The organism is Exiguobacterium sp. FD-YE-25-4 (assembly GCF_057004685.1).
In genome coordinates, this window is record NZ_CM168041.1 from 1,702,243 (window position 1) to 1,721,135 (window position 18,893).

An 18,893-nucleotide genomic window follows, 5' to 3' on the forward strand; every position below is an offset into this window, starting at 1 on the left:
GCGCATTTACTTTCTGTCAAATCCCCGTTTTGCGAGCCGTTCGAACATGACCGGGCACATTGCGTACAGTTTCGCGCCAAGTTCCATCCACCACGGGGCGTTCACTTCACGTTTCGACGCCTCGCATGCCGCGACGACGCGTTTCGCGAGACGATCGGGATTGAGCATAATCGATTTCACGCTCGCCTCGTAACGTCCGCTCTTGTCGGCTCGGAGAAAAAACGGTGTCGCGATCGGACCCGGATTGACCGTCAACACATGAATCCCTTCCGGCTTCAGTTCCAACCGAAGCGCGTTTGAGAACTGAAGTAACGCCGCCTTTGAACCGGCATAGACGGCCGACTTCGGCGTCGGTACTTTCGCCGCTTGCGAGCAGACGTTGATGATCGTGCTGCCGCGGCGCATCGACCGGGCACAGTCACGTGCGAGCATCATCGGGGCGATCGCGTTCAAGCGCATCGTCTCCTCGATGACGTCGGTCGATTGATCGACGACCCGGTCGAACTCACCGATACCGGCATTGTTCACCCAGACGTCGATCGGCCCGTATGTTCGTTCGACGTTTGCCACGAGCGTCTCGTATTCGGTACAGACGTCGGCGACGAGCCAATCGGCCGATAGTTTCGTGCCGAGTTCACGCAAACGGTCCTCACTTCGTGCAATCAATGTCAAGCGGGCACCCGCCTCATAAAAAGAATGCGCCAGCGCGGCCCCAAAGCCGCTCGACGCACCCGTGATCACAATATGTCTCATTCCACAAATTCCTCCGCTCTCATATAGATCCATTTCCCGTCTGTCAACCGTTTGACGACGCGGCCACGTTCCTCGAGCAACGTCAAGCGCGCGAACACCTCACTGAAGACGAGCGGCATCGCCCGACGCATCTTGCGGCCATAGAGGCGCATCGACCAATCGAACACGCTCAACCCGTCCACCCAGTCGTTCAGGAGCAGTTCACTTCGCTCATAACGCTGGGCGATGCGCGCCTCGATCAACGGTCGCGGTTTTTGAATCGGTTCCCCGTGCCCGCTCACGACGAGCTTCAAATCGACGTCTTGAAGTTTTCGGAGCGAATCGAGATACAGGACGACCGGTGAGGCAAACCCTTCCTCCTCGTACGGTTGTTCAATGAGCGGGTTCGGTTCGACCGTATCAATCAAATGATCACCCGCGATCAAAACACCGCCAGGACCAAGGAGACCGAGCTGGTCACTCGCATGACCAGGCAGATGGATCGTCTTCCATGCCCCGTCACTCGTCACATCCTGACCGTCCTCGAACGTCATCGTGACGGTCGTCGGACCGATCCAACGCAACGCTTCCCGATAATCAGGCAGTTTGTTCACAATCGACTCGGGTGTACCAAACCAGTGCGCCAAGTCGTGTAAGAACTGATTGCCCCGTTTGATGAAGTTCGGTGTCTGTTCCAAATAGCGAACGAGCTTCTCGTGTCCATATACAGGAATCGAGGCGTCACGCAAACGCCACGCCTGACCCGCATGGTCGGCATGATGGTGCGTCAAAAATAAAAAATCAATATCCGCGAGATTCAGTTCGAGCTCGGCCAATTGTGTCGTCAATGAAGTCCACGCCTCTTCCGTGTCTGGTCCGCAATCGACCATGAAGAAACGGTTCATATGTTCGACGACATAGACGTTCACGTTGCCGACCTCGAACGGCGTCGGTATATCGAGTCTTGCCAGTTGGCTTGAAATCCAGTTCGCCACGTCCCCACAACCCCTTCCACCTATCTTCACTCATTATACCTGTCGATCAGAACGGATTTCAATCACACAAAAAAAGGAGAGGATTTCTCCTCTCCAATCACTTATAAGTTGATGACGGTAACTTTATCGCGTGTCATCGTCTCGAGGCTGCGTCCAATCCCTTGGACCCCGAGGCCTGATTGCTTCACGCCGATGAACGGGAAGTGGTCAGGGCCGCGTTCTGTGCGACCGTTCACTTGGACTGTACCGACTTCGAGCTTGTCGGCGACCGTGAAGGCGTTGTTCACGTTTTGTGTGAACACGCTCGCTTGGAGACCGAACTCTGATTCGTTCGTGAGTTCAATCATCTCGTCGAGCGACTTGACGCGGATGACCGGCAACACCGGTCCGAACGGCTCTTCCCAAGCGACGCGCATCTCACGCGTGACGTGGTCGAGGAGCGTCGGATGAAGGAGGTTGCCGTCGCGTTCGTTTCCGTGGACGACCGTCGCTTGTTTGTTGACGGCGTCGTCAATCAAGCCTTGGACGTAATCTGCCGACTTCTTGTCGATGAGTGGGACGATAAAGCTGTTATCGACCGGTGAGCCGACCGTGAGCTTCTCGACACGTTCTTTCAACATACCGACGAGTTTGTCTGCTTGATGTTCGAGCACGAACACGCGCTTGATCGCCGTACAGCGTTGTCCTGAATACGAGAACGCCCCGCTGATGATTTGATCGGCCGCCAGGGTTAGGTCCGCATCTTCAAGGACGAGGGCCGGATCTTTCCCGCCGAGTTCGAGCACGACAGGTACCATCGATGCCTGTTGTGACAAGTGTTGCCCTGTCCCGGTACCACCTGTGAATGTGATCATGTCGATGCCAGGGTGTGACGTCAAGTAGTCACCGATGACCGATCCGCGTCCTGTTACGAGGTTCAATAGACCGCTCGGGAGACCTGCATCTTGAAGCGCCTCGACCATTTTCACACCGCTGATAGCGCCTTGTGTCGCTGGTTTAAACACGACCGCGTTACCAGTGATAAGAGCCGGTGCGATTTTGGCTGCTGCCAAGTTGACCGGATAGTTGAACGGCGAGATCGCGAGGACGACACCGAGTGCTTCTTTCTTGATGATTGCCATCTTGTTCTTCGAACCGCCCGGGAATGAGTCGCCTTGCATGAATCCGCCTGTGAAGCGAAGTCCTTCTTCCGCCGTATAGCGAATGATTTCTGCTGTCCGGACGACTTCTTTCTTCGCATCGCTCAAGTTTTTCCCGACTTCGCGCATGATGATTTGACCGATCTCATCTACGCGCTCTTCGAGTTTGTCCGCCCAAGCGTACAACAGTTCGGCACGCTTGTTGACCGGAAGCGCCGCCCATTCCTGTTGTGCACTTTTCGCGCCGTGAATTGCCTCATCGACTTCATCACGAGACATCGCCTGGACATGTCCGACGACTTCTTCTGTATAAGGTGAAACGAGTTCGATTGTTTCGTTCGTTGTTGATTCCTGCCATTGTCCATTAATTAAATATGGATACGTGTTCATACTCATAATCTCTATCTGCCTCCTGAGTAAGCTTTGATATCTCGTTGCCACCCCCATTGTATGCAAAATCAAATCGGTAGAACAACTATAAAGATTCAGTTTATGTAATGTAAACGGTTACTCGTCAATTTTTTGTCAATTCCGCCTCGACTTTGCCACTTTCAACTGTAGATGTTCATCAAATCGACCGATAGAAAGGAAGAGAGTACGTGAACTAGGAGGGACCACCAGTGAGCATGGATCATAATATTTTACTTGAGGCAGGCACGAACGAATTAGAAATCGTCATTTTCCAATCTGGCCCGTTCATTTTCGGGATCAACGTCATGAAAGTACGTGAAATCATCACGATGCTTCCCCTCACCCCGCTACCGGGTACCCCGGAAGCGATCATGGGGCTCATCGAGCTTCGCGGCGAGGTCATGACCGTCATCGATTTACCAATGGTCATCGGTCACCCGCGTGACGTTGGAGAGAACGACCGCTTGATCGTCTGTGAGTTCAACGGAGAAAAATCGGTGCTCCGCGTCGACCAAGTGACCGAAATTAAACGGATCTCATGGGAACAGATCGACACGCCGTCCGATCTCGCGCGCGGCATGCAAGGCATCACGAACGGGGTCGTCAAAACGGGAGACCAGATGATTATCCTTCTCGATTACGAGCGGATTGCGCTCGAATTGTCACGAAAGGATATCATGGCCCGCGAATCGGTCAAACGGCTCGGTGCCCGGGAACGGTCGAACAAACAAGTGTGGATCGCGGAAGATTCAGAGATGTTACGGACGCTCATCATCGACACGCTCGACGATGCCGGCTACTTCAACACGACGATCTTCAACAACGGAAAGGAAGCGCTCGATGCGTTCGAACAGAGCGACGTTCATTGCGACCTGCTCATCACCGACATCGAGATGCCGCAAATGGACGGTTTGCATTTGACGAAACGACTCCGTGAGATGGACCAATTCGCCGACCTGCCAATCGTCATCTTCTCTTCACTCATCTCGGATGATTTGAAGCATAAAGGCGACGCGGTCGGGGCGAACGCCCAGATCACAAAACCAGAGATTGGCATGCTGATCGCCACACTCGACGAATTTTTAGCTTGATTTGAAAAACGGGATTTCGCCTCGCGGCGGAATCCCGTTTTTCCTATGGCAACTCGTTCAAGTGGGCGTCCCATTCTTGATCGAAGCGATGCATATCGGCTTCAATCTCATCGAGAATCGGTTCGAGGTTCGACGTCTCGTTCGTCTCCCCAGCCATTTCAAGCTGATGGAATCGAGCGGCCGTCTCGTCGAGCCCGACAGAATAAGAGGCCCCTTTCAACAAGTGGGCAAGTTGTTCGATTTGTTCGTGATTTTGTTCACGCACCATCTGTTTCAATTCAGGGAACTTCGCCTCGAATTGACGTACGTACGTATCGGCAATCTTTTTCAAGAATTCTTTATTTCCGCTAGCGATTTGATGGAGCTCCGCCAACTTTTCTTCGTTAAACAGAGCATTTTGGGGCGTTTGTGACAACTCCATCCCTCCTTTGACTCAATCCTACTGCCATTCTTTCCCACTGTAGCATGTTTTCGAGAAAAAACAAAAAAACTCCTCCTTTTCCGATTGCACTCTCTCAATCGCCTACCTATAATTAGGTTGAGCTAAGGTAGGAGGAACATTATGCTAACGATTTACCGTACCGACGCATCTGGGCGTGTCGACGAAATCGACGACTTTGATAAAGGAAGCTGGATCCAACTCGTCAATCCGACGAAAGACGAGGCTGATCAAGTCATCGCCGCCTCCGGCATTCCTGAAGACTTCGTCTACGACCCGCTTGATATTGAAGAAAAACCACGATTTGAAAAAGATGATGAGGGGCTCCTCATGATCATCGACGTCCCGTACGTGGAAGAAGATGATACGGGACGCGCCTACAACACGATTCCACTCGGTATCATCGTCACCGGCCGACATTTCATCACCGTCTGCTCACGAGACCTCGACGTGCTCAACCTGTTCGCCAACGGAAAAGCCCGGCTGTTCCGAACGAACTATCGGAGCCGGTTCGTCTTCCAGATTTTGCACCGAGTCAGCATGACGTACTTGCGTTTCCTTCGCCAAATCGACCGGCGCATGGACGAGCTCGAGCAAGAGTTGCAACGTTCGATGCGAAATCAGGAAATCTTTCAATTGATGAACTTACAGAAGTCGCTCGTCTATTTCATGACCTCACTTAAAGCGAACGACAGCGTCCTCGACCGCATCGTCAAGACACCGAGCCTCGAGAAGCACGAGGAAGACGAGGAATTGCTCGAAGACGTGTTCGTCGAGCACCGCCAGGCGATGGAGATGGCGTCGATCTATAACGACATCATCAGCATTAAAATGGACGCCTTCGGTTCGATCATCTCGAACAACGTCAACTTCGTCATGAAATTCTTGGCCTCGATCACAATCGTGCTGAGCATCCCGACGATGATTTCTGGGATATTCGGGATGAACGTTCAAGTCCCATGGGAAGGCCAATCGATCGGTTTCGTGTTCGCGCTCGCGATGATGGTCGGCTTCTCAAGCCTCGCCTTTTATATTTTGTGGCGTAAGCGTTATTTCTAAAGAAAAGGAGGGTGTCGCCGGCTACGGTGACACCCTCTTATTTACATCAATTTGACCGTGACGAGACAAAGGTCATCGTCGATCTCGATTTTAGGAACGAGCTGTTCGGCGACATGGCGTGCGTAGTCGAGCCCGTAGGACGCGATGTCCTTCTCGAGCCAACGGATGCCGTCATCGATGTCTTTGCTGTAACATTCCATCAGCCCATCCGTATACATATGCATCGTCATACCCGGCTCGATGTCAATCACATTTGACTCATAGTTCGGCTCCTCGAACATACCGACCGGCACTCCGGTCGTCTCGAGGCGCGTGACGCCTGTATCAGACGTCACGATGACCGGCGGATGTCCGGCGTTGACGTACTCGATTTGACGCTTCGTCGTATCGATATAGCAGTATACGGCCGTGAAGTAGCTCTGCATGTCCTCTCCCGAGAACAAGAACGTCATCTGGCGGTTCAACTCGCTCATCACATCGACCGGATATTGGACGTTGCCGACGAGGCCCGGTAAAATCGAACGAATGCCCATCGTAATCAACGCAGACGACACGCCATGCCCCATCACATCAAAGATGATGACGCCGTAGCGATCAGGTGCGACCTGGAACCAGGCATACATGTCACCGGCCAGTTTTTTAGACGGCAAATACAAGGCCCGGACGTCAATCTCATCGTTACTGATCGGTGGGGTCAAGGCACTCTGTTGAATCTTTTGCGCGAGATCGAGGTCATATTGAAGACGTGCCTCATATTTCTTCCGTTCATCCACGGCTGCTTTATAGCGAAGCGCCGAACGGATCCGTGCGAGCAGTTCCGTGATTTTAATCGGTTTCGTCGTATAATCGGACGCCTCAGCGTCAAGTCCTTCCGCAATCTGCTTTTCTTCGGTGCGGCCCGAGACCATGATCACGGGCAATTCCTCGTAACCGGTCATCTGTCGAATCCGTTTGCATGTCTCAATCCCAGAAATCCCTGGCATCTCGACATCGAGCAGGACAAGGTCGTATAGCGACGGGGCTTGCGGATCCATCAGGAGCGCGAGCGCATCTTCACCACTTGAGACCGAAATCGTCTCATAATCATGTTGATGCAATAATTGTTCGAGAACCATCGTATTGACCGGTTCGTCGTCCACAATCAAAATCGCCATAGTCATCCCTACTTTCTCTGTCAGTGTTCTTCTGCATATTATTGTATCATATCTAATCGCCTCATTAGGTATTTCAATGCTGTGACAGTTCGAAGTACCCGAAAGATGGAGAATCTCTTTCGTTTTTGGCATACTAGAAGTACGAAAGCGAGGAATGGCCCATGGGATGGATTTTTGCAGTGAGCGGTTTGATTATCTTGCTCGTCTTGATTGCCTCGATCGTCGTCATTCAAAAAGGATACGCCTACAAGGACAACAAAGACGACATCGTGCTCGATTACGAGGAAATTAACCGCCGCATCACCGAAGATGAGCAGCAGAAAAAATAAGAGCCATCCACGACGGATGGCTCTTATTTTTTATTTAAATTCGAATCGGAGCGCCCCTTTTTCAAGATAGAGCGCAGCGTCGAACGTCTTGTCCCCTTTTTTGAACGTATGCACGTTCGACTGGCCGCCGTTGATCATCTGTTTCAGCTCATCCTTGGCAATCCCGACGCCGAGCACTTGTTTCGACATCGTGAACTTGCATCCTTCGCGATAACCGCTGCAGCCGATAAACTTCGGATACTCGACGAGCCCTTTGCCGCAGCTCGGACAGACGCCGAACGACGCTTTTGGCCGTGCCGCAGATTTTTTCCCGAAACGTCTTGCTTCGATCGTGTAGCCTTCCGGGTTCGCCAACTCGACACGCGCCTTCGCCTCCTCGACGAGATGAATCGACATCTTTTTCGCCTGTTCGATAAACTCGGCGGCGGATGCCGATGCCTGTCCAATCTCATGGAGCCGCTTCTCCCACTTCGCCGTCATGGCCGGCGAGGCGAGGATGCTGTCGCCGAGCACATCGATTAAGAGACGGCCCTTGTCGGTCGGGACGAGCTCTTTCTTTTGCAGGTCGACATAACCCCGTTTTTTCAATCCGTCGATAATATTGGCCCGCGTGGCCTCAGTGCCGAGCCCTTCGACTTCTTTCATGATGTGAATCAGTTCCTCATCATCGAGTTGCTTGCCGGCCACTTTCATCGCCATGATGAGTGCCCCTTCCGTATACCGTTTCGGTGGCTCCGTCTGTTTCGATAATACTTCGACTTTTTTTTCGGTCAACGGTTCACCGACCGTAAGTGCCGGGAGCTCGACGTCTTTGGACTTCATCTCGACGACTTGCCGGTACCCGGGGCTGACGACGACCGTCCCTTTCGCCCGGTATAGGTCGTCCCCGTCCATGAGGTCGACCGTCGTCTTCTCAAGCTTCGCCGGAGGGGCGAACGCCGCAAGAAAGCGACGGTTAATCAAATCGTATAGTTTTGCCTCGTCCCCGCTGAGCCGAGCCACATCGCCACACGCCTCGGTCGGGATGATCGCATAGTGATCACTGACTTTTTTCGCATTGACGTAGCGACTGTTTCGCGACGGATTCTCGGTCAACACGTCCTGAAGTCCGGCATAGGCCGCGGACTTCAACAGCCGGGCTTTCGTCTGCGGGAACAGTGTCGCTTCGTCCGGTGTGACGAAGCTCGAGTCGGTCCGTGGATAACTGATCCATCCTTTCGTATACAACTTTTGGGCGATATCGAGCGTCTTCTTCGCCCCAAAGCCGAACCGCTTGCCGGCCTCGGCCTGCAAACCCGATAAACTGAACCAAAACGGCGGGTATTCCGTCTTGTCCTCTTTGTCAATCGAACGGACAATCGCCGTCCCGGTCGCCCGGTTGACGACGGCGTCGGCTTGATCGCGTGTCTTCAGTTTCGTCGTCTTCCCGAGCATGTATTTCGCTTTGAACGTGCCACGTCCTTTTTGAAGTGTCGCCTCGACCTCGAAATACGGCTCTGGGACGAACTGTTTAATCTCTCGTTCGCGATTGACGATCAAAGCGAGCGTCGGCGTCTGGACACGACCGAGCGAAAACACGTCCTCGATGCCGATCGTCTTCAACAGCGTCGTATACGCCCTTGAGGCGTTCATGCCGACGAGCCAGTCGGCACAAGCACGACTCATCGCCTCATGATAATAAGGGACGGTCTGGTCGCCGGGCAGCAGTTCGGCGAAACCACGGTCGACCGCCTGTTCGGTCAAACTTGAGATCCAAAGGCGTGACAGCGGTTTTTTATTGCCAGCGAGTCGTAAAATGAGCCGGACAATCGCTTCTCCTTCTCGCTCGGCATCGGACGCGATGATGATATCGGTGATGGAGCGATCGTGCAGCCATTTTTTGATCGTCTGAAACGGTTTCGATTTACCTTTCGAGATGCGATAGTCGAATCGGTCCGGCACAATCGGGAGCGACTCATATTTCCACGACTTCCATTCCGGTTTATAGTGGGACGGTTCTTGAAGCTCGCATAAGTGACCGACCGCCCAAACGACGATGGCACCTTCTGGAAAACGGGCGCAAGAAGCGATCTCAATCTCGTCTTTTTTCTTTTTTGATGGATACGGCGCAGCCAGTTTTTGAGCCTGCGACGGTTTCTCCGCGATGATTAGTCTCATAGGATCCCTACTTTCAAAGTCATCCGAAATATCTCGTCGGAACGACACTTTCGAGAAAGAATGTATTTTCTTATCTATTCTATAATATCATTAGAAGAGTATGTACAACATAAAGGGGGATGTCGATTGTCTTATCTCATTTTATTCGCCGCTGTATTTTTCTTGTCGACGAGCGTATTATTCGTCAAATGGACGTCCGCGCCGGCCGAAACGGCCGCGTTTTACCGAATGCTGATCACGTGTCTGATGTTGTTGCCATTTGTCGACTTCAAATCACTCATCGGGACGCGTCTCATGACGAGATATGCCTTGTTGCTCAGCGGGACGTTGCTGGCGTTCCACTTTTGGCTCTGGTTTTTGTCACTCGATTATACGACCGTCGCGAGTTCAACGTTATTCGTGACGTCGAGTCCGATTTTCGTTTTAATCGGGAACGCCTTGATCTTTAAAAAGAATCCGACCCGAAAAGGTTTAGCCTTCGCACTCATCGCCGTCCTTGGGGGCATGCTTGTCGCGGCGGGTGACATCCAACTTGGACGCGAAGCGCTCTTCGGGGACCTGCTCGCCTTAATCGCCGCCCTTCTTATCGCCGGCTATTGGCTCGTCGGTCAACACGTCCGGACCGAGATGAACACGAATACTTACTCGTTCAGCGTCTATCTCGTCGCGACGGTCGTCCTCTGCTTCATGCTCCTCGTGCGGGGGACGACGTTCACCGCGTTCGAATCGGTCAACTGGTGGTATTTCCTCGCCCTCGCCTTCTTCCCGACGATTTTGGGGCATAACTTGTTCAACTATGCGCTCGCCCGGGTCAGTGCCACCGTCGTCAGCATCACCATCCTTGGCGAGGCACTGTGGGGCATGCTGTTCGGGTTCTTCTTCTTCGACGAACGTCTCGGCGTGATGCAATGGATCGGCGCGGCCGTCCTGCTCGGCGGAATCTATTTGTTCCTAAAAGAAGACGCCCGTTCCACCAGAACGGACGTCGCTTCATAAATTGGTCGCTTTCGCTTCGACTTCTTCCTCAGACGGGCGGAACAATAACTTGCGGTCCCACACCGCCATGCCGACCGCCGTCAAGAAGGTCATGGCATCGGCGATTGGAAACGCGAGCCACACCCCGAACACGCCGAAGAAGTTCGGCAAGATGAAGACGAGCGGAATCGTATAGAGCGTTTGGCGCGACAGTGACAAGAACATCGCGACACGGGCCTTTCCGAGCGATTGATAAATGCCGTTGATGAGCATTTGCACGCTCGGGAGAAACGAGACGGCGAACAACACATGGATGGCCGTCACCCCGCCGGCAATCAAGTTCGCGTCGGTCGTGAACATGCGCATGAGCTGTTCCGGAATCAACTGGAGCGTCAGCCAGATGATGACCGCGATGGCAATCCCGACCCGCAACGCCGTCCAGATCGTCTCGCGCATCCGGTCGAATTGTCTGGCCCCGAAATTATACCCGACGATCGGCTGCATGCCTTGAACGATGCCCATGATTGGCATCCCGACGAGCGCCATGAATTTATTGATGATCGCGAAGATGGCAAGCTCCTCGGTGCCACCATACGTTCCGAGCATGACGTTGACGCCGACGAATAGAATCGATTGCGACACCATCATGATGAATGAGGACGACCCAATCGCCATAATCTCTTTTAATTCGCCGAACCGTAGTCGAAACTTCCGCCATTGGAAGTCGAGCTCGGTCCGGCGATTTTTTTTCGCGAAGAAGAACCGAAGCATGAGAACCGATCCGACGACTTGGGCGAGCGCCGTCGACCAGGCCGCCCCGTATATGCCCCAGTCGAACGTGAAGATGAACAGCGGTGTCGTCACCAAATTGACGACGACGGTCGTGAGCATCACTTTCATCTGATAAGGCGCTTGCCCTTCAGCCCGTACCATCGCGCTCGCCGCGAGCGTGAACATGAAGAACGGGGAGCTGATCAGCACGACGGATAAGTATTGACGGCTCAGTTCCATGATGGCCGACGTCGCTCCGAACACTGTCAAAATGTCATCTAACATGAAAAAGGCGGAACTGACTGCGAAGGCCGCGAACACCCCGACGAGGACGAGCACGTTCAAGAACGTGACGGCGGCCCCGGCATCATCCCCTTTGCCTAGTTTCCGTGAACTGATCGAGGCGCCGCCCAACCCGACCGCGCTCGAGACGGCCATGAGAATCATCTGAATCGGGAAGGCGATCCCGATGGCGGCCACGGCGGTCGCCCCGATGCCGCGGGCGACGAAGATCGTATCGATGATATTGTAGAGCGCCGTCACCAGCATGCCGATCATCGCAGGTAGCGACAGCTTGAATAGCAGGCGTCCGATCGGGTCGGTCCGGAGCTGCTCCGTATTTTGATTCATGCTTCCATCCCCTTTTTCGTCTATGTTAATAGGGTAGCAAGATTGGATGGAACGGTCGACTATGTTGTCTTACCGGATGTGTCAGACCGGGCTCGGCACTGGAGGGCTCACGACGCCGGCTTTTCGTTTGCGCATAATGAAATCGGTCACGACCGGCTGCTCGACTTTGACGCGCACCGTCATCATCGCCTGGTTCGCCGTCTCAAGTCTTTCTCCCGACTCATCGTACAGCTCATCGATTCGCTGGGAGAAACGGACGAAGCCGGGGCCGAAGAACTCGACTTCTTCCCCGCGTCGGAAATGGTTCCGCTGCTCGAGTGTTGCCATCTGTGTCGTCGGATCATAGGAGATGACGCGTGCCGCGAATGCATATTGCGGGATGGCGCGCGGCTTGCCGAACAGTTGCTCGTTCTCGGTCGGGACGCCGTAATAGAATCCGGTCGCGAGTTCTCGTTGTGCCGCTTTCCAAATTTCTTCTTCCCACGCCGGGTCGAACTCGAACCCTTCAGGATCGGCGCAGTAGGCGTCGATGACTTGACGGTAGACGTTACAGACGGTCGCCACATAGTGAATCGATTTCATCCGTCCCTCAATTTTCAAGCTGTCGACGCCAGCATCGACCAAGTCCGGGATGTGGCGTACCATCGCCAAATCGACCGAGCTCATCGAGAACGGTTCCTCGTCGCGTGCCGCCATCTCGTCGGTCAACAGCTCGTCCGCCTCGAAGAAACCATATTTCCAACGACAAGATTGGGCACAGCCACCCCGGTTCGCATCGCGGAGCGCCATATGATTCGATAACGTGCAACGGCCCGAGTACGAGATGCACATCGCCCCATGGACGAACGTCTCGATTTCGACATCGACTTGCCGTTTCATTTCTTTGATTTCCTCCATCGAAACTTCGCGGGCGAGGACGATTCGCTCCAACCCTTCCTCTTGCCAGAAACGGAGTGTCTCATAGTTTGTTGCTGACGCTTGCGTCGACAAATGGACCGGAAGTCCCGGTGCATCCGTGAGGCATACCTCGATCATGGCCGGGTCGGACACGATGACGGCATCGATGCCGATATCGCGAAGCTTGCAAAAGAACTCGCCAGCACCGTCGATATCCCCTTCATGCGTCACCATGTTGGCCGCGACATACACTTTTGCGCCACGCGCATGGGCGAACGCGACTCCTTCGGCCATCTCTTCGTAGCCGAAGTTACCCGCCCGGGAACGGAGCCCGAACTGTTGCCCCCCGATAAAGACCGCATCGGCCCCGTACAAAATCGCCATCTTCAATTTTTCTAAGTTCCCAGCTGGTGCTAATAGTTCTGGACGTTTTTTCATCTCGGTTCCCTCACTTGATCTCTTCTGGATTTCGTAACAACAGTCCGGTCCCGAGCCGGAATTGTTCAGGTTGGAGTTCGGCGAGACGCCGTTCCATGCCATGACGGTCGAACCGCCCGTTCAATAGATCCGACCGGGCTTTATCGAACAGACGGACGATGTCGACGAACGCATCGCCCGCATGCCAGCCTTCGAGTTTCCACGTGTGCAACCCGCCCTTCAAGAGCGTGGGCAATTGTCCCATGAGTGTCAAATCTTCAGAGAAGACGTGCGTACCGTTGTCGTCTTGATAGACGGGATAGCGACTGTACGCATCCGACGGTTCGCTCACATAATACTCTCGTGCTTCTGCCAATGTGTTCGACCGGCCGATCTCGTTGAAGTAGTTCGTCAAGAGCGGACGTTTCGAATGATGGATGCACGTCGGGCCATACACTTGCACTTCGACCGGCAAACCGATCTGTTGTTGGATCATCCCGAGTTCGGTCAACGTCACTTCACGGGCTGCGATCGCCCCGATGGCGTCACGCTTCCCCCAAAACTGAATGTGTCTCGCCGACGTGACGAGCGTTTGAGCATCATACCAATAGGGGATATTGGCATTACGGATCAGGCGGATGGCGCCAGGGTCGCCTGCCGTCACACTGTCGATCCCGATCGCTTTGAGTTCCTGCAAATATTCAGGGAGCGTCTCGATTTGCTCGTTATGCATCAAGTTATTGACGGCGACCGTCACTTCTTTGCCGTATCGGTGGGCGACTGCTGTGACTTCTCGCACAGCCGGAAGTGACCAGTCACCTTTGTGGCGTAACCCGTATTTTGAATCTCCGATATAGATGCGGTCGGAGCCCGCCATGATTAGCGCCTCTGCTTGCTCGACGCTTTGTGCCGTAGTCACTAGCTGAATCATCATTTGCTTTCTTCTCCTCACTTTGTGAGTCTAATCACATATTCTTGCTATACTCTAGCACACGTTTTGATGTGGTGGCCGTGCAGGAATTTAACAACTCGTGAAGAAATCAGTAACAATGTATGACTTTTTACATCGAAGGAGTGGACGATTTTGACAAAAACCGCCTTAATTACTGGAGCCTCGACCGGAATTGGCCTCGATCTTGCCGTTTTAGCGGCCCGGGACGGGTTTGACTGTATCCTCGTGTCTCGCAACGAGCCCCGTTTGCACGAATTGAAAAAAGTACTTGAGAAGCGGTACCGTGTCCACGTGCACGTATTCGCCCTCGACTTGTCTGAACATCAGGCCGCAAAACGGCTGACAAACGCGATTGAAGACGCCGGACTGACGGTCGACTTTTTAATCAACAATGCCGGTTTCGGGACGGCCGGCGAGTTCATCGACCTCGACGCCGAGACCGAGGCCGAAGAGGTCCGCTTGAACGTCAACGCCTTGACTGAACTGACGAAAGCCTACTTACCTGGCATGGTCGAGCGAAATCATGGTTATGTCTTAAATGTCGCCTCGGTCGCCGCCTTCCAACCCGGCCCTTACATGGCGGTCTATTATGCGACGAAAGCGTACGTGTTATCACTCACCGAGGCGCTCCATGCCGAAGTGAAAGGGACAGGTGTGAACGTGAGCGTCCTGTGCCCGGGACCGACCGATACCGGTTTCTTCAATCGTGCCGGCAGCGAAATGATGGTGTCGAAAATGCCGTCCCACCTCGTCGCCTTCTTCGGCTATAAAGGCGTCATGAACAACAAACGCGTGGTCGTTCCCGGCGTCTCGAACCAGTTGCTCGTGGCCGCGGCCAAACTCATGCCTAGGGCGGTCAGCCTCGAAATCTTGCGCCGGTTCCAAAAACCGTCAGATGCCGGAACGGAAGATGTGCCGATGACCTGACAATCATAATCAATAAAAAGGAGGAGGTTCCCGTTGTGGGACCTCCTCCTTTTACGTATAGTGATTGTTCAATGTCGAGCCAACTGCACCATGCGCCGAATCAGTGAAACACCCGGAATACACACCATCAGAGCCGTCGCCACGACGACTGCCCAGGCCAACACGCTCTCGAGCGTGACCGCTCGCTCGGCCAGTCCGTCAAGGACGCGTCCCCCTTGTACAGACAGGACGATCATTAGTGCAGGCCATACACTCGCGCCGAGAATACTGAGCATCCCATAGCGCGTTCGAATGAGACGACGAGACATCAACAATAAATTGAGTCCCATAAACAACAGTCCAATGAAAAGAAACCAACCGATTTCAACTAGATTGACGTATCCGCTCATGCACGCGTCACCTCACTCGGTGTGATATCTACTTGTTACCCGTCTTCTCGTACAAATATGCGAACGAACAGATCGTGCAATAAGACGAGAAAGACGGTATTCCCGATGCCATGGGCCATATCGAACGGCAAACTGAGCACGAGCAATTTGACGAAGTCGACCCCGATCACCTCGGCGAAGGACAGGTTGGCCGTCCATCCGAATAAAAAGCCGGCCCCGAGACCGACGGCGGCAAGGAACAACCGGGAGCGACGGAGCAATGGCTTCAAGAACGAGACCACGGCGACGACAAGGAGCCACCCTAAAAATTGAAACAGAACGAACGGGCCGATCCCGAGCAACAGGCCTGATAAAATCGGAACGAACAATGCCAACATGGCCCCACTCGTGAATCCAAAATAAAGGGTCGTCAGCATGAGCAGCGCTGTCGAAGGTTGGACATTCGGGATGGCCACGAACAGCCAACGTCCGATGACCGCGAGAGCGAGAATTTGCGTCAAGACGGCAATCGGGGCGTCACTCCGTTCGAACCTCGACATGACCCCCGCTGCAATCAAGAGGATGAGGACATATGTGACCATAGCGCACTCCGTTTCATATAGTCGCTGCGATCCCCATCAAAGACGAGCATCCCGTTCGACAGGCAAATGATGCGGTCTGCCGCCTGAATCAGTTGCTCGTCATGGGTGGCACACATGATGTGCGCCGTCCCGGCCTTCTCGATTAACGCCCGTTCAAACTGAGAGCGCTCTTGCTCGGTCAAGCCCACGCTTGGCTCGTCCAACAAGAACAGAGATGCCTCAGAATCGAATATGGCTTGCAGTTGAGCGAGGCGACGATTCGTCGCATGCGGGAACGGACCATACTCTTGCTCGGCCGGTAAATAAACCGGCCGCTTGGTCCATTTGACCTTCCCATACAACGGGCGCACGCTTTTGGCAATCAATTCGAGCAACGTCGACTTCCCGCTGCCATTCGTACCGATACAGACGGTCAGACCCGGGCCCTTCATTTCGTAAGACACATGCTCGACCGCATAGGACGCCTGTAACGGGTGGCGATAGGACACGTCCGTAACGACAAGTTGAGGCTGATTCATGGTCGGATTGACGTGAAACGCGCCGGACGGACTATGTTCGCGCGCCCTATCCGTGTAAGCAATCCGAACGCCAAGCCCGGTCAGTCTGCTGAGCAACATCGTTAAATGCTCGACCCGAAACCGATCCAAATGTCGAAACGGTTCAATCAAGACGAGCGCCTCGGCTGAATCGGCGAGGGCGTGAGCGATGCGGACGAGTTGACGTTCTCCGCTTGAGCACTCATCGAATCGCTTATGAAATAGATGATCGATTTGAAGAATGGCAGCCAGTTCGGCTCCTCGCAGGGCGTCACTCCCAGAAATGAGCGATGAAACCTTCCCGGCAAGCGGGGTATCAAGGCGGATGACTCGCGCTCGTTCTTCCCTCACCCACTCATCGAATTCATCATGTCCGTCTGCCAAGGATAACCAACGCATCGCGCAACCCTCCTTTCGTCAAATATGGATACAGTAACCACACGACCGGCACTCCCATCGAGGCGATCGCCACGAAACCGAGCAAGACGAGGCATTGAACGGTGTCATGCCGTTCGAAACGTCGCATTTGATTCGTCACATACACCGGTTCAAGGCGTTGACTGTCGATACCGACGACGATCGCCTCTTGCCACTCGCGCCTCGGATGGCTCGCAATGGATAATCGCACCGCCCGCTCCATCGACGGGACGAGGGCCCATCCCCCATAGAGCAACCGGGTCGAACGCGGCCATCTGTTCAAGAACGGAAGCAATCGTTCGAGTCGCATGAACCGGTTCATCCAGATCATACCGAACAAAAATGTAGCTAATGGAATCAATTGATTCGTGATGCCCATGAGAGAGACGTTCCACCCAAAAACAATCGGTGCAAACGAGATCAGCATGAACGCGGCCAAAACACCGAGCATCGCCAGCGGAAACCGTCGTTCGAGGAGCAACAGGCCGACAAGTCCAAGAAGGAGCCAGACCGAGTCATTTAAATAAGTCAGGATGAACAAATGGGCCACTAAGAAGAAAAGGAGCGTGACCGGATGTCTGCGCTCCCAATCTGCCTCATTCGAAGAAAGAAATCGCATCTTCTTCGAAACGCCATTGAATAATATCGGTCGATTCGACTTCTTTGGCCCCAGCGCCTTCGTCGCCTGGGCTTCCATTAAAGGCGTAGACCCAGCCCGACGATTGACCGGCCGACTTCTCTTGAATGCCGTCGATCGCCGTCACGTATGTCATCTCTCCGCTACCGACCGATTCGATGTCGAGTTCAGTCGCTTCAAGGGCATCGAGCACTGTCGCCCCGTCCTCTAAACAGACGCTCTTCTCATGGAACAACGTCTCCTCGGTCGCAGCATCATAAACGGAAATCGTCGGTTCGACGTCACAGGCCGCATCTCCGTTCGTCGTTTCTTCCCCGCCGCATGCGGTCAAAAGTGGGACGAGTAAACTCATCAGGAGCAGTTTTTTCATTGGTCGGTCAAATCCTCTCGTTGATGGATAGAATAATTGTATAGAATCGTATATTTTTCACCAGTCGTCCGGCCCTCTTGACTGAGCCCAGACAATTGGATGCTGTTGGCGAGCACAGGTTCTCGTTGCAACCAGAACTTGACGAGCCGGCGATCACGATTGATCATGAGCATCGACTCGTTCTCGAACGTGTACATGTCGTACAGGCCGTCAAACGAGAACTGGAGAAGCGGCGCGTCGACTCGGTCCGCAAATTCAGACCAAGGCGTGTCGCGTACGGCATCGAGCATATGTTCAAAGTCGACGAGCTTCTCGAAAAATGCACTTCCCGAATCCATGTTCAGTTCGTCGACTTGGCGATACGACAACTCACCGGACTCGTCATAGTTGATTCGAATCTGTTGAAACGAGTTCGAGCGCTCGACCATGAGCAAATATTCGAGCGAGCGGAGTTCCCCGTCCTCGGTGAACACCATCTTGCTTCGGTCGAGTTTAATCGAGTCACTATTGATGCGACGTAAGATATTGTCCGTCATCCGGTCAAATGTCTCGTCTTGAATCGACACCGCCCCGATTTGTTGCGACTCTGCCCGGAACTCAGATTGATCAAACAACGGGACGAACAACAAGACGATGAAGAAAAAGAAGCCGACGAGCGCACCGTACCATTTATAGCGGCTATTTCGTTTCGGAAAAAACAAGAATGACATGAGAAAACCGATGGGGATATGGAACCCGCCAATCGGGAACGACACGATTCCGAGCAAAGAGAAAAATAAAAATTTAAAGAAAAAGTTCGGTTCGGGTTCTTTCAGTTGATTCAAGCGTAAACCTAGCAACGTACTGATGACAAAAAATCCAAGCCATACGTATAGTTGTACTGTCACG

The 18,893-nt window shown here is 53.5% G+C and carries 20 protein-coding genes; 5 read left to right on the forward strand and 15 right to left on the reverse strand.

Features of this window, described 5'->3' with window-relative positions:
• Window positions 1–6: 6 nt before the first annotated feature.
• The 3 genes from AC13H5_RS08825 to AC13H5_RS08835 form a co-directional block, all read right to left on the reverse strand.
• A complete protein-coding gene (locus tag AC13H5_RS08825; protein ID WP_034777889.1) occupies window positions 7–753 on the reverse strand; it encodes an SDR family NAD(P)-dependent oxidoreductase in 747 nt (248 codons plus the stop codon).
• Window positions 750–1,727, reverse strand: coding sequence for an MBL fold metallo-hydrolase (locus AC13H5_RS08830; protein WP_034777891.1), 978 nt, complete (start codon window positions 1,725–1,727; stop codon window positions 750–752). The genes AC13H5_RS08825 and AC13H5_RS08830 overlap by 4 nt, the downstream gene beginning before the upstream one ends.
• Window positions 1,728–1,828: 101 nt before the next feature.
• The gene (locus tag AC13H5_RS08835; protein WP_034779944.1) at window positions 1,829–3,265 is read right to left on the reverse strand and encodes an NADP-dependent glyceraldehyde-3-phosphate dehydrogenase; all 1,437 of its coding nucleotides are present in this window, start codon (window positions 3,263–3,265) and stop codon (window positions 1,829–1,831) included.
• Between the two features lie 227 nt (window positions 3,266–3,492).
• Between AC13H5_RS08835 and AC13H5_RS08840 the strand changes: the two genes are divergently transcribed.
• Window positions 3,493–4,368, forward strand: coding sequence for a chemotaxis protein CheV (locus tag AC13H5_RS08840; RefSeq protein ID WP_034777893.1), 876 nt, complete (start codon window positions 3,493–3,495; stop codon window positions 4,366–4,368).
• A gap of 43 nt (window positions 4,369–4,411) precedes the next feature.
• Here AC13H5_RS08840 and AC13H5_RS08845 read toward each other — a convergent pair whose 3' ends face one another.
• The gene (locus AC13H5_RS08845) at window positions 4,412–4,789 is read right to left on the reverse strand and encodes an Hpt domain-containing protein (protein ID WP_034777895.1); all 378 of its coding nucleotides are present in this window, start codon (window positions 4,787–4,789) and stop codon (window positions 4,412–4,414) included.
• A 141-nt stretch (window positions 4,790–4,930) separates the two neighbouring features.
• Between AC13H5_RS08845 and AC13H5_RS08850 the strand changes: the two genes are divergently transcribed.
• A complete protein-coding gene (locus tag AC13H5_RS08850; RefSeq protein WP_034777898.1) occupies window positions 4,931–5,866 on the forward strand; it encodes a magnesium transporter CorA family protein in 936 nt (311 codons plus the stop codon).
• 41 nt (window positions 5,867–5,907) lie between these two features.
• On the opposite strand, the gene AC13H5_RS08855 is transcribed toward AC13H5_RS08850, so the two are convergent.
• Window positions 5,908–7,020, reverse strand: a complete 1,113-nt coding sequence (locus AC13H5_RS08855) for a PP2C family protein-serine/threonine phosphatase (protein ID WP_034777900.1) — start codon at window positions 7,018–7,020, stop codon at window positions 5,908–5,910.
• Window positions 7,021–7,181: 161 nt separating this feature from the next.
• On the opposite strand from AC13H5_RS08855, the gene ytzI reads away from it, so the two are divergent.
• A complete protein-coding gene (gene ytzI / locus AC13H5_RS08860) occupies window positions 7,182–7,349 on the forward strand; it encodes a YtzI protein (protein ID WP_131436521.1) in 168 nt (55 codons plus the stop codon).
• A gap of 30 nt (window positions 7,350–7,379) precedes the next feature.
• Here ytzI and AC13H5_RS08865 read toward each other — a convergent pair whose 3' ends face one another.
• A complete protein-coding gene (locus AC13H5_RS08865) occupies window positions 7,380–9,506 on the reverse strand; it encodes a DNA topoisomerase III (RefSeq protein WP_483545629.1) in 2,127 nt (708 codons plus the stop codon).
• A gap of 126 nt (window positions 9,507–9,632) precedes the next feature.
• Here AC13H5_RS08865 and AC13H5_RS08870 point away from each other — a divergent pair, with 126 nt between their 5' ends.
• Window positions 9,633–10,502 carry a DMT family transporter gene (locus AC13H5_RS08870; protein WP_214753161.1) on the forward strand — a complete coding sequence of 290 codons (870 nt, stop codon included), beginning with the start codon at window positions 9,633–9,635 and terminating at the stop codon, window positions 10,500–10,502.
• On the opposite strand, the gene AC13H5_RS08875 is transcribed toward AC13H5_RS08870, so the two are convergent.
• From AC13H5_RS08875 to AC13H5_RS08885, 3 genes are all read right to left on the reverse strand, one after another.
• A complete protein-coding gene (locus tag AC13H5_RS08875) occupies window positions 10,497–11,882 on the reverse strand; it encodes an MATE family efflux transporter (RefSeq protein ID WP_034777906.1) in 1,386 nt (461 codons plus the stop codon). The genes AC13H5_RS08870 and AC13H5_RS08875 overlap by 6 nt on opposite strands.
• Before the next feature lie 81 nt (window positions 11,883–11,963).
• Complete coding sequence (locus tag AC13H5_RS08880) at window positions 11,964–13,217, reverse strand: peptidase U32 family protein (RefSeq protein WP_034777908.1); 1,254 nt, start codon at window positions 13,215–13,217, stop codon at window positions 11,964–11,966.
• Window positions 13,218–13,227: 10 nt separating this feature from the next.
• The gene (locus AC13H5_RS08885) at window positions 13,228–14,130 is read right to left on the reverse strand and encodes a peptidase U32 family protein (RefSeq protein ID WP_483545630.1); all 903 of its coding nucleotides are present in this window, start codon (window positions 14,128–14,130) and stop codon (window positions 13,228–13,230) included.
• A 150-nt stretch (window positions 14,131–14,280) separates the two neighbouring features.
• Here AC13H5_RS08885 and AC13H5_RS08890 point away from each other — a divergent pair, with 150 nt between their 5' ends.
• Window positions 14,281–15,075, forward strand: a complete 795-nt coding sequence (locus AC13H5_RS08890) for an SDR family NAD(P)-dependent oxidoreductase (protein WP_483545631.1) — start codon at window positions 14,281–14,283, stop codon at window positions 15,073–15,075.
• 68 nt (window positions 15,076–15,143) lie between these two features.
• Here the strand turns inward: AC13H5_RS08890 and AC13H5_RS08895 are convergent, their stop codons facing one another.
• Genes AC13H5_RS08895 through AC13H5_RS08920 form a run of 6 tightly spaced genes read right to left on the reverse strand, consistent with a single transcriptional unit; the run spans window position 15,144 to window position 18,892 of the window.
• Window positions 15,144–15,464 carry a hypothetical protein gene (locus tag AC13H5_RS08895; protein ID WP_034777912.1) on the reverse strand — a complete coding sequence of 107 codons (321 nt, stop codon included), beginning with the start codon at window positions 15,462–15,464 and terminating at the stop codon, window positions 15,144–15,146.
• A gap of 35 nt (window positions 15,465–15,499) precedes the next feature.
• Complete coding sequence (locus tag AC13H5_RS08900; protein WP_214797236.1) at window positions 15,500–16,045, reverse strand: hypothetical protein; 546 nt, start codon at window positions 16,043–16,045, stop codon at window positions 15,500–15,502.
• Window positions 16,018–16,980, reverse strand: a complete 963-nt coding sequence (locus AC13H5_RS08905) for an ATP-binding cassette domain-containing protein (RefSeq protein ID WP_215190001.1) — start codon at window positions 16,978–16,980, stop codon at window positions 16,018–16,020. Before AC13H5_RS08905 ends, AC13H5_RS08900 begins: the two co-directional genes overlap by 28 nt.
• Window positions 16,949–17,617 (reverse strand): hypothetical protein, encoded by a 669-nt coding sequence (locus AC13H5_RS08910; protein WP_215190000.1) that lies wholly within the window; start codon window positions 17,615–17,617, stop codon window positions 16,949–16,951. The genes AC13H5_RS08905 and AC13H5_RS08910 overlap by 32 nt, the downstream gene beginning before the upstream one ends.
• Window positions 17,595–18,005 carry a DUF4430 domain-containing protein gene (locus AC13H5_RS08915; RefSeq protein ID WP_138859296.1) on the reverse strand — a complete coding sequence of 137 codons (411 nt, stop codon included), beginning with the start codon at window positions 18,003–18,005 and terminating at the stop codon, window positions 17,595–17,597. The genes AC13H5_RS08910 and AC13H5_RS08915 overlap by 23 nt, the downstream gene beginning before the upstream one ends.
• On the reverse strand, window positions 18,002–18,892 hold the full coding sequence (locus AC13H5_RS08920; protein WP_138859295.1) for a hypothetical protein: 891 nt from the start codon (window positions 18,890–18,892) through the stop codon (window positions 18,002–18,004). The genes AC13H5_RS08915 and AC13H5_RS08920 overlap by 4 nt, the downstream gene beginning before the upstream one ends.
• Window position 18,893 lies beyond the last annotated feature (1 nt).